Annotated in this window: 12 protein-coding genes; 7 read left to right on the top strand and 5 right to left on the bottom strand. The window is 70.5% G+C overall.

Features of this window, described 5'->3' with window-relative positions:
* Positions 1–15: 15 nt before the first annotated feature.
* The gene (locus JOF44_RS17780) at positions 16–720 is read right to left on the bottom strand and encodes an HAD hydrolase-like protein (protein ID WP_209894649.1); all 705 of its coding nucleotides are present in this window, start codon (positions 718–720) and stop codon (positions 16–18) included.
* A 114-nt stretch (positions 721–834) separates the two neighbouring features.
* On the opposite strand from JOF44_RS17780, the gene JOF44_RS17775 reads away from it, so the two are divergent.
* Positions 835–1,581: a phosphoglyceromutase gene (locus JOF44_RS17775; protein WP_209894646.1), complete on the top strand. Its 747-nt coding sequence runs from the start codon at positions 835–837 to the stop codon at positions 1,579–1,581.
* A 116-nt stretch (positions 1,582–1,697) separates the two neighbouring features.
* Here the strand turns inward: JOF44_RS17775 and JOF44_RS17770 are convergent, their stop codons facing one another.
* Positions 1,698–2,138, bottom strand: a complete 441-nt coding sequence (locus JOF44_RS17770; protein ID WP_209894643.1) for a DUF6653 family protein — start codon at positions 2,136–2,138, stop codon at positions 1,698–1,700.
* 119 nt (positions 2,139–2,257) lie between these two features.
* On the opposite strand from JOF44_RS17770, the gene JOF44_RS17765 reads away from it, so the two are divergent.
* Positions 2,258–3,262 (top strand): acyltransferase domain-containing protein, encoded by a 1,005-nt coding sequence (locus JOF44_RS17765; RefSeq protein WP_209894641.1) that lies wholly within the window; start codon positions 2,258–2,260, stop codon positions 3,260–3,262.
* On the opposite strand, the gene JOF44_RS17760 is transcribed toward JOF44_RS17765, so the two are convergent.
* On the bottom strand, positions 3,259–3,909 hold the full coding sequence (locus tag JOF44_RS17760) for a TetR/AcrR family transcriptional regulator (RefSeq protein WP_209894638.1): 651 nt from the start codon (positions 3,907–3,909) through the stop codon (positions 3,259–3,261). The two genes, JOF44_RS17765 and JOF44_RS17760, sit on opposite strands and share 4 nt — an antisense overlap.
* A gap of 179 nt (positions 3,910–4,088) precedes the next feature.
* On the opposite strand from JOF44_RS17760, the gene JOF44_RS17755 reads away from it, so the two are divergent.
* Both JOF44_RS17755 and JOF44_RS17750 read left to right on the top strand, forming a co-directional pair.
* A complete protein-coding gene (locus JOF44_RS17755; protein WP_342591831.1) occupies positions 4,089–5,822 on the top strand; it encodes an MDR family MFS transporter in 1,734 nt (577 codons plus the stop codon).
* A gap of 178 nt (positions 5,823–6,000) precedes the next feature.
* Positions 6,001–7,119 carry a GNAT family N-acetyltransferase gene (locus JOF44_RS17750; RefSeq protein ID WP_209894632.1) on the top strand — a complete coding sequence of 373 codons (1,119 nt, stop codon included), beginning with the start codon at positions 6,001–6,003 and terminating at the stop codon, positions 7,117–7,119.
* 143 nt (positions 7,120–7,262) lie between these two features.
* On the opposite strand, the gene JOF44_RS17745 is transcribed toward JOF44_RS17750, so the two are convergent.
* Both JOF44_RS17745 and JOF44_RS17740 read right to left on the bottom strand, forming a co-directional pair.
* Positions 7,263–8,990, bottom strand: coding sequence for an FAD-dependent oxidoreductase (locus tag JOF44_RS17745; protein WP_245349004.1), 1,728 nt, complete (start codon positions 8,988–8,990; stop codon positions 7,263–7,265).
* Positions 8,991–8,998: 8 nt separating this feature from the next.
* The gene (locus tag JOF44_RS17740; RefSeq protein WP_209894629.1) at positions 8,999–10,060 is read right to left on the bottom strand and encodes a LacI family DNA-binding transcriptional regulator; all 1,062 of its coding nucleotides are present in this window, start codon (positions 10,058–10,060) and stop codon (positions 8,999–9,001) included.
* Positions 10,061–10,499: 439 nt separating this feature from the next.
* Here JOF44_RS17740 and JOF44_RS17735 point away from each other — a divergent pair, with 439 nt between their 5' ends.
* Genes JOF44_RS17735 through JOF44_RS17725 form a run of 3 tightly spaced genes read left to right on the top strand, consistent with a single transcriptional unit; the run spans position 10,500 to position 13,749 of the window.
* Positions 10,500–11,816, top strand: coding sequence for an extracellular solute-binding protein (locus JOF44_RS17735; protein ID WP_209894626.1), 1,317 nt, complete (start codon positions 10,500–10,502; stop codon positions 11,814–11,816).
* Positions 11,813–12,847: a carbohydrate ABC transporter permease gene (locus JOF44_RS20875; protein WP_209894623.1), complete on the top strand. Its 1,035-nt coding sequence runs from the start codon at positions 11,813–11,815 to the stop codon at positions 12,845–12,847. Before JOF44_RS17735 ends, JOF44_RS20875 begins: the two co-directional genes overlap by 4 nt.
* Positions 12,844–13,749, top strand: a complete 906-nt coding sequence (locus tag JOF44_RS17725) for a carbohydrate ABC transporter permease (RefSeq protein WP_209894620.1) — start codon at positions 12,844–12,846, stop codon at positions 13,747–13,749. Before JOF44_RS20875 ends, JOF44_RS17725 begins: the two co-directional genes overlap by 4 nt.
* Positions 13,750–13,752: the final 3 nt, after the last annotated feature.

The following is a 13,752-nucleotide window of genomic DNA, read 5'->3' as shown; positions in this document are numbered from 1 at the left end:
GGGCCGGCAGAGCTCTCAGCGCAGCAGCATCGCCGCGAGGTCGGCGACGGTCTCCGCGCGGGGCCATGCGGAGTCCCGCTCGATCGTTCCCCCGTACCCCCAGCCGGTGAGCACGGCGGGCAGGCCGTGCACGGATGCACCCTCGGCATCGTGGATCCGATCGCCGATCATCACGGCCGGCGCCCCGTCGAGGCCCGCCGGACCGCTCGTCATGGACCGCGTCTCGAGACCGAGTCGAGCCAGGACACTGCCGATCACGGCCGCCTTGTCCTCCCGGCCCGTCGCCCGGTCGGTGCCGCCGATCAGCGCCAGGTCTCCGTCGAGCCCCTGCAGGGCGAGGAGGTGGCGCGCAGAGGTCTCGGGTTTGTTGGTCGCCACGGCGAGGGTGCGGCCCTCCTGAGCGAGGCGTTCCACCAGCTCGGGGATCCCCGGGTACGGCGGGGCCGTGAGGAGCCCGTTGCCCTGGTAGTGCTCGTTGTAGGCGAGGGTGAGCGTCTCGGCGCGCTCGGCGCTGAGACCCAGGGTGCCTTGGAACGATTCGTCCAGCGGCGGGCCGACGAAGGTCCGCAGCACCTCGGGCGGGGGCAGCTCCACCCCGCACGCGGCGAAGGCGTGCTCGAGGCCGTCGAGGATCCCCGGCCCCGAGTCGACCAGGGTGCCGTCGAGGTCGAGCAGCACGACGGGGACATCGGCGAGGGCGCCGGGCGCGAGGAAGGACATGACGCGACACTATCGGCGGGCGATCGACGCTGTCGGCGATGCTCGTCACCCGCCCGTGCGGCAGCTGCGTGGGCGCGATATGCGCCTCGTCCCGCCCCCGCGTACGCTGGCGTCATGACCTACACACTCGTGCTGCTCCGCCACGGCGAGAGCGACTGGAACGCGAAGAACCTGTTCACCGGCTGGGTCGATGTGCCCCTCACCGAGAAGGGCCGCCAGGAGGCCATCGAGGGCGGCGATCTGCTGAAGGAGGCCGGGTTCCTCCCCGACATCGTGCACACCTCCTTGCAGCGCCGCGCGATCATGACCGCCAACCTCGCCCTCGACGCCGCGGACCGCCACTGGATCCCCGTCAAGCGCGACTGGCGCCTGAACGAGCGCCACTACGGTGCCCTGCAGGGCATGAACAAGTCCGAGATCCGGGAGAAGTACGGCGAGGAGAAGTTCATGGCCTGGCGCCGCTCCTACGACACCCCGCCGCCCGAGATCGAGTTCGGCACCGAGTTCAGCCAGGACCAGGACCCGCAGTACGCGGACCTCGGCGACCAGCTGCCGAAGTCCGAGTGCCTCAAGGACGTCGTCGAGCGCTTCCTGCCGTACTGGGAGGAGGGCATCAAGCCCGATCTCGTCGACGACAAGGTCGTGCTGATCGCCGCCCACGGCAACTCGCTGCGCGCCCTGGTGAAGTACCTCGACGGCATCTCCGACGAGGAGATCTCCGGGCTGAACATCCCCACCGGTCAGCCGCTGGTGTACGAGCTCGACGAGAGCTTCGAGCCCATCGAGACGGGCGGCCGCTACCTCGACCCGGTCGCCGCGAAGGCCGCCGCCGAGGCCGTCGCGAATCAGGGCAAGAAGTAAGCCCGACCCGCACGAGCACCGGGCTGCGGACCTGTACCCCAGCCACCGATGAGGGCCCCTCCGGCAGCTGCTGGAGGGGCCCTCATCCGTCGTCGCGAGCGTCCGGTGCGGGGCGATCACCGCAGACTTCGCGGGCGCTCCGCGTCGCGGATGGCGGCGTATCGCGACCAGCTGTACATGGTCAGCGCCATGTTCGCAGTCACGCAGACGGCGACGACACCGCATCTGTGCTTCCATGCGGCCACGGCCCCCAGCCCGAGCAGCGCCGACCCGACGGCATTGACCCGGCCCATCCCCGGGTCCCGCGAGCGGTCGGTCGCCCAGAGCTCCTCGCCGAGCATGGCACGGGTGGCGAACGCGTCCTGCCGCCCCGGAGGCGGCGTCATGACCGGATTGACGGCGAACCAGGCCGCGGTCGCCCCCGCAGCCACGGTGCTCCGTGTCCACAGCGGCACCAGCAGGACCGGGGTCGTCGCCCAGCGGCTCCACGCGCTGAGCGGATGGGCATGCCGCGCGAAGAGGGCCCGACGCAGCGAAGCGATCGTCTCGGTGGTCACCACGGTGCTCCTCCCCCGCCGTCGCGGGTCGACGTCGGAGATTCCCGGCCCGCCCGGCGCCCGGCCCGTCTCGGGTGGTGCGATGGGCGGATGGCTCGAGGCTACTACTGTGTATGCCCATGACCTCCCCCCGCGATGCATCCCTCCAGCTCCTCGGCGATCCGCCGACGACAGTCCGTCCTGCCGACGAGCTCGGCGCGGCCGATGTCGCCACGATGCTGACCGCCCCGTCGGCCCCCGAGCTGCTCGAACTCCTGGGGATCACGGGGCAGGACCATGACGAGCTCCTGCCCCTGCTGGGGGCCGCAGCCGCCGACGACGAGATCCTCGCGGAGATCACCCGTACCGCGAACCTCCTGCGGGCCGGAGCCGGCCTCGACGTGCCGGAGGCGGACCTCGCATCGCTCGGCGAGCACCACCGGGTCCTCCAGCAGCGCCTCGCGCCCGGCGAGGGCCTGGTCGCGATCCTCGCGCTCGCGGTGAGCACGAGCACCGTGCGCGCCTGGCATGCGACACGGGGGCTCAGCACCGAGCTGTCCTGGGAGGTCCTCGCCGATCTCGGCCAGCAGATGCGCGTGCACCGGCGCAGCAGCGGGCGGCTCGGCCTGCACCAGCTGGGCTGGATGGCCCTGAACTGGACCGGGCGCCTGGTCCATCTGGGCCGCCTGCAGTTCGACCTGCACCGCATCGCCACGGGGAGCGACCAGGAGCGCTGGGTGCTCGGCACCCACATCCCCGCCCGCGGTCCGCTGACCCCCGACGCGGTCGAGGACTCCCTCACCCGCGCCACCGAGTACATCACCGCGCACTACGCCGACCTCGACACCGGACGACCCACGGGAGCGCCCACTGTCGGGCACGAGTTCGTCTGCGACTCCTGGCTGATGAACCCGGTGCTCGTCACCGAGCTCGGGTCGGGCTCGAACATCGGAGCCTTCGTCGACCGCTGGGAGATCAGCTCCCACTCCCCCGGCGCGGACTCCGCGGCGTTCTTCGTCTTCGGCGAGCGCCCGCCCTATGACGCCGCTGCCCTGCCGCGCAGCACGCGGCTCGAGCGCGTCGTCGCCGAGCGGCTGGCCGACGGTCGCGGCTGGGAGGTCGGCGTCGGCCGTCTGGTGCGCTAGGCCTCGATGATCCCCGCATCGTAGAGGTCCGTGACCTCGTCGAACGCCGCGAGCGGGTCGATGCCCTTGGCCATGGACAGCGCGAACGCGCTGCGGGTCAGCGCGAAGCCGACCTGCACGGCGACGACGGCGCGGGTGCGGGCCTCGTCCCCCTCCAGCGCTGCCGTCAGGGCCTCGGTCATCTCGGTCTGGACCTCCAGCAGCCGGCCCGAGGAGATCGAGTGCAGCAGCGGCTCCTTGGCCATCACCTGCTTCTTCAGCTCCCGCAGCTCCGGATCCGCGGGAATCGCGGTCAGTGCATCGCGCAGCACCGCCCGCAGCGCCTCGCGGGGCGAGTGCTCGGCGAGCTCCGCGCGCAGTCGGTCGGAGACCTCGAGCGAGTCCCCCGTGATCACGCCGAGGACCGCCGCATCCTTGGTGGTCCAGTGGTTGAAGAACGTGCGGGTGGAGACGCCGGCGCGTCGGGCGATCATCTCGACCGTCACCTGAGTGAAGCCGTGCTCGGCGACGAGCTCGAGCGCAGCCCGGTGCATGGCCACGCGGGTCTGGCGCTTCTTCAACTCGCGCAGACCGAGGCCCTCGGTCGCAGGATCGCCGGACTCACCCGACTCGGGGGCGGGCGGGGCAGAGGAAGTCTGTGGGTCCATCACGGCTCCCATCGTAGGTCCGTCAGATCACAAATGTTGCATCCGCTGAAATAGTGCAGTCAATGCAACAGTTGGCTAGGATTGTCCGGTCGAGGCTCGATGGTGCGCTGCGACCGTCGGACGAGTTCCCTCCCGCCCGAGAACGTCCGCCCGCCCCCTCTCACCTTCCGAGGACCCCCGTGACCACTGCATCGACCCCCGCGTCGGCACCCGGCCCCGCCGTCGGCACCGCGCCCTCCGCCCCCGAAGCCTTCGTCGGCCTGGACCGGCGGAGCAAGCTCGTCTTCGTCGGCCTCATGCTCGGCATGCTGGTCGCCTCCCTCTCCCAGACCATCGTCAGCCCCGCCATGCCGGTCATCGTCGCCGACCTGGGCGGGATGGCGCACTACAGCTGGATCGCGACCTCCGCGATGCTGGTCTCCGCCGTCACCGTCCCCGTCGTCGGCAAGCTCTCCGACCAGTACGGCCGCCGCGGCTTCTACCTCGCCGGCATCGCGATCTTCCTGCTCGGCTCGATCCTGGCCGGCTTCTCGACGAACTTCTGGTTCCTGGTCGCCGCGCGCGCCGTGCAGGGCCTGGGCATGGGCACCCTGATGCCCCTGTCCCAGACGATCATCGGCGACATCATCCCGCCGCGCCAGCGCGGCAAGTACCAGGGCCTGATGGGCGCCACATTCGGTCTGGCGTCCATCGCCGGGCCGCTGATCGGCGGCACCGTGACCGACCACTTCGGGTGGCGCTACCTGTTCTTCCTCACCCTGCCGCTGGGTGTGATCGCCTTCGCGTTCGTGCTGCGCTTCCTGCACCTGGACCACGTCGCCCGCCGCACCACCGTCGACGTGCTCGGCATCATCACCCTCACGCCGGGCCTGGTCATCGCTCTGCTGGCGACCTCCTGGGGCGGCGCCACCTACGCCTGGGATTCCCCGACGATCATCGCCATGTACGTCGCGGCCGCCCTGCTGCTGGGACTGTTCGTGCGGATCGAGATGCGGGCCGAGAACCCGCTGCTGCCGCTGGGCATGCTGGCCCGTCCGGTGGTCGCGCTGTCGATCCTGGCCTCCTTCGCGGTCGCCGTGGCGATGTTCGGCGCCATCATCTACATCCCGGTGTACGCCCAGGCCGTCATGGGGGTCTCGGCCACCGGATCCGGCGCGATCCTCATCCCGCAGTCAGTCTCGATGATCGGCATGTCCATCCTCTCCGGCCTGCTGGTCTCCAAGACCGGTCGGTACAAGGAGATCCTGATCGTCGGCGGGCTCGTGATGCTGACGGGCTACTGGCTGCTCACCCAGGTCTCCTACGGCGACGCCGCCTGGCACCTGACGGTCGCGATGGTGGTGATCGGTCTGGGGCTGGGCATGATGATGCAGATCTTCACCCTGGTGGTGCAGAACGCGGTGCCGCAGTCCGAGCTGGGCGTGGCCACCGCCTCGGTCCAGTTCTTCCGCAACATCGGCTCGACCGTCGGCATCGCCGTCCTGGGCACGGTGATGACCTCGCGGATGCAGCCGGCGATCGCCAGCCACCTGCCCTCCGGCGCGTCCGCCATGATGCAGGGCGGCGAGAGCGGCGCCGGCGTGGGGTCGGTGCTCGACCAGTCCACGCTGGAGAAGCTCCCGGCCCCCGTCGTCGAGGCCATCCGCACCGGCATGGGCGAGGCGATGCACGACGTGTTCTTCACCGCGATCCCCTTCGTGGTCGCCGCCATCGTGCTGTCGATCTTCATCCCGCACCTGAAGCTCCGCGAGACCCTGGATCGCCCGGAGCCGGCCACCAGCACGGGCTCGGTCCCTGCGCTCGCGGTCGACGAGGACGAGATCCACGGCGAGGCCGACGAGGGCTCCGGCGCCGCCGGGACCCTCGAGGCGACCTCCGACGTCCCCGCCGGCTCCCACCGCGCCCGCGACTGATCCCGAGAGCGAGGCACCCGGGTCGTCGCTGCCGGGTCCGAGAGGCTCTGCGCCGAGTGATCGGTACGGGGCCTCTCCCTCTCTCGCCCTCCGTCATCGATGCCGATTCCATACCACCCTGGTCACGGTTCCACCCCGGACCCGGTGCAGGCCGCGGGCTCCGTGGGACCATGAACGGGTGCCTCTCACCGATCACTTCCCACCCTCGCTGCCCGCCTCGCTCGAGGGGAGGCTGACGACCCGTCTGCCCTCCGAGACCGACGTCGAACCGTTGGCGGACCTGCTCGCCGCGGCCCAGCGGGAGCACACTCCGGAGGGCATCGTCGACGAGGACTCGCTGCGCTCCCAGCTGGTCGGACTGAAGTCCTGGTCCCGGCGCGAGATCGTCGTCGTCCCCGCCGCGGCCGACGGCTCCCCCACCGAGGACGAGGGCCCGCTGGCCTGGGTCGCCCTCGAGGATCGTGCCCGCGGCCGCACCGACCTGCAGTTCGTCGTCGCCCGCGAGGCGCCCGAGCGCAAGGCCCTGGCCGCCGCCCTCCTGGACTGGGCGGTCGAGGTCGGCGGATCCTTCGCCCGCCACCGCGGGGTCGAGAGCACGCAGATGTCCTGCGACACCAACGAGCTGGACGTCGACCGCGCGCGCCTGCTGCAGGCCGCCGGGTACGAGAAGGTGCGCACCTGGCTGCACATGCGCCGCTCGGTGACGGCCGACGATGCCGACGGCGGGCCCGAGCCCCGCGAGGGCACCCGTATGCGGCCCGTGCATCGCCATGATTCCGGACTGCCCGTGGCCCAGGACGTCCGCACCGTCCACCGGATGCTCGAGGAGTCCTTCGCCGACCACTGGGGCTCCTATCGCGAATCCTTCGCGGAGTTCGTCCAGCGCCTCATCGAGACCCCCGAGGAGGCGGCCTGGGATCACTGGTGGATCGCGGAGATCGAGCGCGAGGAGATGTGGCTGCCCGCCGGCGGCCTGGTCGCGGCGCGGATGCCGGCCACTCCGACCCTGGGTGAGGGCACCTACCTCGAGTACCTCGGCGTCCATCGCAGCGCCCGCGGACACGGCATCGCGAAGTCCCTGCTGGGGGCCGCGATCCGCGACGCCGCCGAGCGCGGCCGCACGCATGTCGATCTCGAGGTCGACGCCGACTCCCCCACCGGTGCCGACGGGCTGTACGAGTCGATGGGCTGGGCGACCTACGAGCGCACGCAGTCCTGGCATTCCTCCGCGCCCGCGCACACCTCGCGCCTGCTCGAACCGCCGGCGGAGTGCACGCTCCCTGGTCGAGACGAGTAGGTGGGCTGGGTCGAGATCGTCAGCCCGGACGCCCATGACGGGAACGACCCCGGCTCGAGATCGTCATTCTGGGCGCCTCCCCGTGGGCTGAGGCACCCCAGATGACGTTCTCGATCGAGGCGCCGGGGCCGTCGTGCCGATCGTCAGGCGTCCTGCGCGGTCGCCGTGGTTCCTCGGACCGTAGAGACCTCGGTCCCGGTCCCGGCCTCCCTCTCGTCCTCGTCCTCGTCCTCGTCCTCGGGAAGCCTCCGCCGGATCGCCTCCGGCCAGGCCAGCTGCACGCCCAGCTCGTCGGCCAGCAGTCCCTGCAGCTCGCGGGTGAGCTCGCCGCTGCCGTGGACGGCAACCGGGTCGACGCCGTGGCGCCCGCTGATCTCCGACAGGGCTCCGACGGCCTCGCCGATCGACCATTCCACGGGGTGGAGCCGGTAGGCGCCGTTGGAGATGTGGGTGGTGCCGATGTTCTTGTTCGCCGGCACGAGGTTCGCCACGTCCCGCGGGATGAGCGCGCCCAGCGGGATCTGGAAGGGGAAGCAGTCGATGTCGACGTAGTTCCGCCCCGAGGTCGAGGGGTGCAGGTCGATGCGGTAGTGGCCGGTGCCGACGGTGTCGGCGAACTCCTCCGAGCCCGTGTGCTCGCCGCGCATCTCACGGCCGATGTGCTCTTCGGTGATGGTGAACAGGGCGCGGATCCGACGCGATTCGCGGATGTAGGGCTGCCGCGCCAATCCGTCCGAGGTGCCGAGGACGTCACCGCGCAGACGCAGCTCCGGGTATCCCGTCCCTCCGTCGCTGCGCGGCGCCTCGTGCTGCAGCCAGTGGACGAAGGACAGCGTGAGCTGCCGGGCCTCCTCCTCGGCCAGGCCGCGACGGTCCGCATCGACGCCGAGCAGCGGCGCGTCCCAGTAATCGATCTGCGGCCAGTTCACCAGCGTCACGTCGGAGCCGGGGGTACCCGGATCCATCAGCCGTTGGGCGCGGATGCGCCGGTAGTGCCACATGTCGCTCGCCCCGTCGAGTCGCTGGTGGTTGTTCGGGTCGCCCGCGAAGATCGGCCGGGAGCGCCGCTCGAGGGTGATCGGGTGGACGTCGTCGAAGGAGAGCTGCGGCCCGGGCCAGAAATCCGGCACGACCGTGGCGAAGCGCTCGTACAGCGCGGGGCGGGGCACGAGATCCTCATGCCCCGGTGCCCACTCCAGGGCGCAGCACCAGGTGATCGCCTGCTGGTCCGACGGATCGGCGTCGCGAGGGGCGTGCAGCTCACCGTGCTCGGCGCGGCTCTCCGCCCCGACGACGTGGTCGAGGTCGCCGAGGGCCAGCAGGTCGCCGAGCTCCGTCGCGTCCACGAACAGCGGCGCGACGAGCCGGCGCTCCCTCCCGGAGGACGCCTCTCGCACGACGACGGCGGTGATGCGGTCACCCTGACGGTCCACGGCGACCGGCTCGTGCTCGCGCAGCCACTCCAGGCGTCCGCCGGAGAGCAGCGGGGAGAGCATCTCCTCGAGCACGAGTGCCCCGATCCGCGGCTCGTGGCACAAGCGGGAGACGAATCCGGAGCCCGGATTGAGGACGGGATCGCGTCGGGCCGCATCCGTCAGCGGGAATGTGCGGCGATAGTGATCGCGCACGCGCTCCCGGAATTCCGCATAGGAGGCCGAGGTGGGGTGGCTGTCGGCCCAGCGGGACTCGTCCGGCGGCACGGCCTGAACGGTCAGCTGACCGCCGAGCCACGCATCGGCCTCGGTGAGGATCACCCGGCGCCCGAGTCGTGCGGCGGTCAGCGCCGCCGCGACGCCGCCGAGCCCACCGCCGATCACGACGAGGTCGGCCCGGGACTCCGAGCGCTGGTCGGAAAAGCTCGGCATGGTCATGACCCTTCCTACGGTGTTCTCTGGCGGCCCGAATCGGTCCGGGCGGGTCGGGCGGGTCTGTCCGGCCGGTCTTCGACAGGCGCGATCGTGCCGAGGTGGTGCGGCAGGCACCGGATCATTCCGTGGTGGTCGGCCGGGAGGTCACGGTCGAGGATCGCCGCGAGCACCTTCACCGAGCGGCTGCCGACCTCCTGCTTCGGGATGACCAGGTGCGACCACCCTGCTGTCCGGCCGCTGCGCAGCGGTCTCTCCAGGCACACGGCCGACAGGTCGTCCGGGAACCGCAATCCTGCCCGGGCCGTCGTCGACGCGAGGCTCTCGGCCACGGTCGGGTTCTCGGCCACCACGGCGCTCACGCCGTCTCGGATCCACTGCTCCACGACGTCACGGGTCAGCTGCGAGAGCGGGACCCGATGCGTCTCGTCGCCGACCGTCGCGGCGTCGAAGGCCTCGCGACGGGCCACCGAGGGCAGTCGCGCGTCGTCCCCGCGGACGTAGGCGAGGCAACGATGCCCCGCGCCGTGCAGATCCTCGACGATCGCACGGACAGCTCCCTCGTAGTCGACGGCCACCCAGGCCGCCTCGGGAACCGGGTCGTAGCCGCCCAGGCTCACGAAGGGGTAGCCGTCCTCGGCGAGCCGGGTCAGCTCCTGCTCGTCACGCTGCTGGCCGAGCACCACGGACCCGTCGGCGACCTGGAGCCGATTGGCCCCGCGGTCGTAGATGGTCCGACTGCCGTCCGCGCGCTGGGTGGAGGAGAACAGCACCAGGTCGCGCCCGAGCTCCGCGGCCGCGACCTCGATGCCGACCAGGAACTCGTGGAAGTAGTCATCGGGCGTCGCCGGGAAGACCGGCTCGTAGGTGAAGACTCCGATCAATCCGCTGCGACCGCCCCGGAGGGACTGCGCGACGGGATCGGGCACGTACCCCAGGTCCCCCATCGCCGAGCGCACCCGTTCCTGGGTCCGGGCGGAGACCCCTCCCTCGGAGGCGCGCCCGCTGACCACCAGGGACACGGTCGCCTGGGAGACCCCTGCGGCGTGCGCGATATCGCGCTGGCGTACTCGCACCGACACCTCCTGGTTCGCAGAATCGCTGGTTCGTATAAGTATCAGCATCGACTGTAGACGGCAGCCCCGCGATCCTCAAGGAGGACCGATGAGTCGACGGGGGACTCGAGCGGCACACCGACTCTCCAAGGTCACGGACGCATATGCCGCACGCACCCCGTCGCCGCCGACATCCGAGCAGGACGCCGACCTCTTGACTGTGATCTGCACCATGCCTATCGTTCTGATCAGAACCTAATACGTAACGCCTTCTCCGAGCCGAGACCATCCGACCCGAAGATCGGGCCGGGTCCCGGTGCGGACCGCGGCCGGTGCGGACGGGCGTGAGCCCCGCGGCGGACGCGCCGACCAGCGCCGACCAATGCCGACCAATGCCGACCAATGCCGACCAATGCCGACCAATGCCGACCAACTCTGAGTGGAACGAGAGGTACCCATCGTGCTCCCCACCCGCAGACGCACGTTCCTGACCGCCGCGACCGCCGCCGTCGGGGCACCGCTGATGCTGTCGGCCTGCGGAGGTGGATCCGGAGGCGGCAGCGGCGCCGACGGCGATCTCGTCATCTGGTGGCCGGGCGTGCAGCCCACCGAGCAGGACTTCGTCACCGAGGTCGTGGTCCCGGCCTTCGAGGAGAAGACGGGCCGCGGCGCCAAGGTCACGTTCATCGACTGGGCGGACATGTCCCCGCGGCTGAACGCTGGCTTCTCCTCGGGGACCGGCCCGGATCTGTACGGTCACGGCCCCGCCGCCGTGGCGGATCTGGTGAAGTACGACCGGATCGAGCCCCTCGACGAGCGCCTCGAGCAGATGGACGAGGCGGATCGCAAGGATCTGCAGACCGGACTGGACAGCGGCGTCGTCGACGGTGCCCACTACATGTTCCCGATCGCCGCCACGGGACGCCAGGTGGCCTTCAACGCCGCGCACTTCGAGGAGGCCGGTCTCGACCCGGACGCTCCGCCGAGCACCCTCGTCGATCTGCGCGAGGCGGCCGATGCCCTGGCCGTCCGCTCCGGCGATCGACTCGAGCGCGCCGGCATCGTCTTCAGCGCCGAACCGCCCGGCATGCAGCAGGCCTACACCAGCCTGCTGTGGGCCCACGGCGGCAGGCTGCTGTCCGAGGACGGGGCCTCCGTGCAGTTCAACAGCCCGGAGGGGCTCGAGGCCCTTCAGTGGTACGTGAGCCTCTATCAGGGCGACTCCCCCGTCGACAGCAACCTCGGCGGCACCTGGGACGCTCTGCCGCCGGCGCAGTCGCCCCTGGCGACCGGGGACACCTCGATGCTCTTCACGGATCCGGCGACCCTGACCCAGATCATGGCCGCCGCCCCGGATCTCGATCTGCGCTTCATGGACGTGCTGCCGTTCGCGGAGGGCGACGAGCCCGCCGCCTTCGGCGGGGCCGCGACCGGCCTGCTGATCAACCCGGACAGTCAGAAGATGGATCTGGCCTGGGAGTTCATGCAGCTGATCGGGAGCACGGAGTACAACAACCAGTACGCCGAGACGGTCGGGATCGTCCCGGCGCGCGCCTCCGCGGTCGAGAGCGACTACGTCCAGGAGACCCCGGCGATCGCGTCCGCCGTCGCGAACATGGAGCACTTCCGCTCCAATCCCAACGTCGCGGGGTGGACGCAGATCCGCGACACCCTGGCCGAGTACCTCGAGCAGGCGATCAACGCGGCGCTGACACCGCAGGATGCCCTTGACCAGGCCTCCGTCGAACTCGAAGAGATCATCGCGAAGGAAGCGTGATCACCATCGCCGAGAGCAGTTCGCCGGGGACGGGCCGCGTGGAGATGGGTGCCGGTCGCGGGGGAGCAGAGGTGACGGCCGCCGGCGCGCACGGCGCGTCCGCGGGCCCCGCGCCGCCGCTGACGCGGGAGAGCGACTCCCGCCGACGCGACCGTCGGCCCCGCAGGCCCCTGGAACGCACGATGGCCCGCGCGGGCATGCTCCTGGTGGCCCCTGCCGTCGTGTACGTGCTGGTCTTCCAGATCGTGCCGGTGCTGTACGGCCTGGTGCTCAGCTTCACCGAGTACACCCCTCTGCAGCGTGGGGCCCCGACGTTCGTGGGACTGTCCAACTACGCCGATCTGCTCGCCGACGGCGGATTCCGCAACGCCCTGTGGGTGACGGCGCGGTACACCCTGCAGGTGCTCCCGCCGACGGTCGTGATCGCCCTGGTGCTGGCGATGCTCGCGAACCGTCCCTTCCGCGGCGTCGGGCTCTTCCGCTCCGCGCTGTACGTCCCGCACATCGTCTCGCTGACGGCCGTGAGCATGATCTGGCTGTGGATGTATTCGCAGAACGGGCTGTTCAACGACATCCTCGCCACCTTCGATCTGTCGCCCCAGAAGTGGTTGAACGATCCGGCGACCGCGCTGAACGGCGTCTCGGTGATGCGCATCTGGAAGGCGCTGGGCAGCAACATGGTGCTGCTGCTGGCGGGGCTCCAGACGATCCCGCGGCACCTGTACGAGGCGGCGAGCATCGACGGCGCCGGAGCCTGGCACCGCTTCCGGCACGTGACCCTGCCCGGCCTGCGGCCGATGCTCGTCTATGTGGTGGCGACCGACATCATCTACCTCTCGCAGAGCTTCGCCGAGATCTTCGTGCTGACCTCCGGCGGGCCCATGAACTCCACGACGACCGTCAACTACCTGATCTACACCGAGGCCTTCGAGTACTCCAGCATGGGGTCGGCATCGGCGATGGCGTTCGTCCTGTTCGCCTTCATCGCCGGTCTCACGCTGATCGCCCTGAGAGGAGGGCGTGAACGATGACCAGCACCCTCGACGACCGGAAAGCACGGCGTCCGCGAGTCACGCGCAGCGACCGGGGCAGGGCCCTCAACATCGCGCTGCTGCTGATCGCGACGGCGGTGGTCCTCTTCCCGTTCCTGTGGATGATCTCCCTGGCGTTCACCCCGGCGCAGGAGGCCTTCCGGGACGTGAAGCTCTGGCCCTCGTCCCCGACGTTCCAGAACTTCGTGACCGCCCTGACCGTCGGGAACCTGGGCCGCGCGTTCCTCAACTCGGTCATCGTCGCCCTGGCCGCCGTGGCGTCGAACTGTGTGATCGCCGTGGCCGCCGGCTACGCCTTCGCGCATCTGCCGTTCCGGGGCAGCACCGTCGTGTTCTACGTGCTGCTGTCCACGGCCGCCATCCCGGTGGCGGTGACGCTGATCCCGCTGTTCCTCATGGTCTCCCACGTGCCCTTCGCCGGCGGGAACGACGCCCTCGGCCGGGGCGGCAGCGGCCTGACGGACACGCTCGGCGGCCTCGCCATCCCCTACCTGGTCGGAACCATGAGCATCTTCCTGGTGCGTCAGTTCTACCGCAGCATGAGCCGAGAGCTCGCCGAGGCCGCCCGCATCGACGGGGCGAGCGAGCTGCGCATCTTCTGGACGATCTACCTGCCGATCTCGAAACCGATCATCGCAGTGGTCGCGATCTTCTCCTTCACGGCGGTCTGGGACGATCTGCTGTGGCCCTTGGTGGTCTCGTCCTCACCGCGGAGCCAGACCGTGCAACTGGCGCTGACGGGATTCACGCAGAGCGGCAACATCCAGTACGCACCGCTGATGGCGGCCGCGATCATCGTGACCATTCCGGTGCTGCTGGTGTTCCTGTTCAACCAGCGCCACTTCATCTCCGGGCTCTCGGAGGGCGCCGTCAAGGGCTGACGG

The organism is Brachybacterium fresconis, from assembly GCF_017876515.1.
Taxonomy (GTDB): domain Bacteria; phylum Actinomycetota; class Actinomycetes; order Actinomycetales; family Dermabacteraceae; genus Brachybacterium; species Brachybacterium fresconis.
The sequence above is the reverse complement of the archived record's forward strand: the minus strand, read 5'-3'. Positions and strand labels throughout refer to the sequence as shown.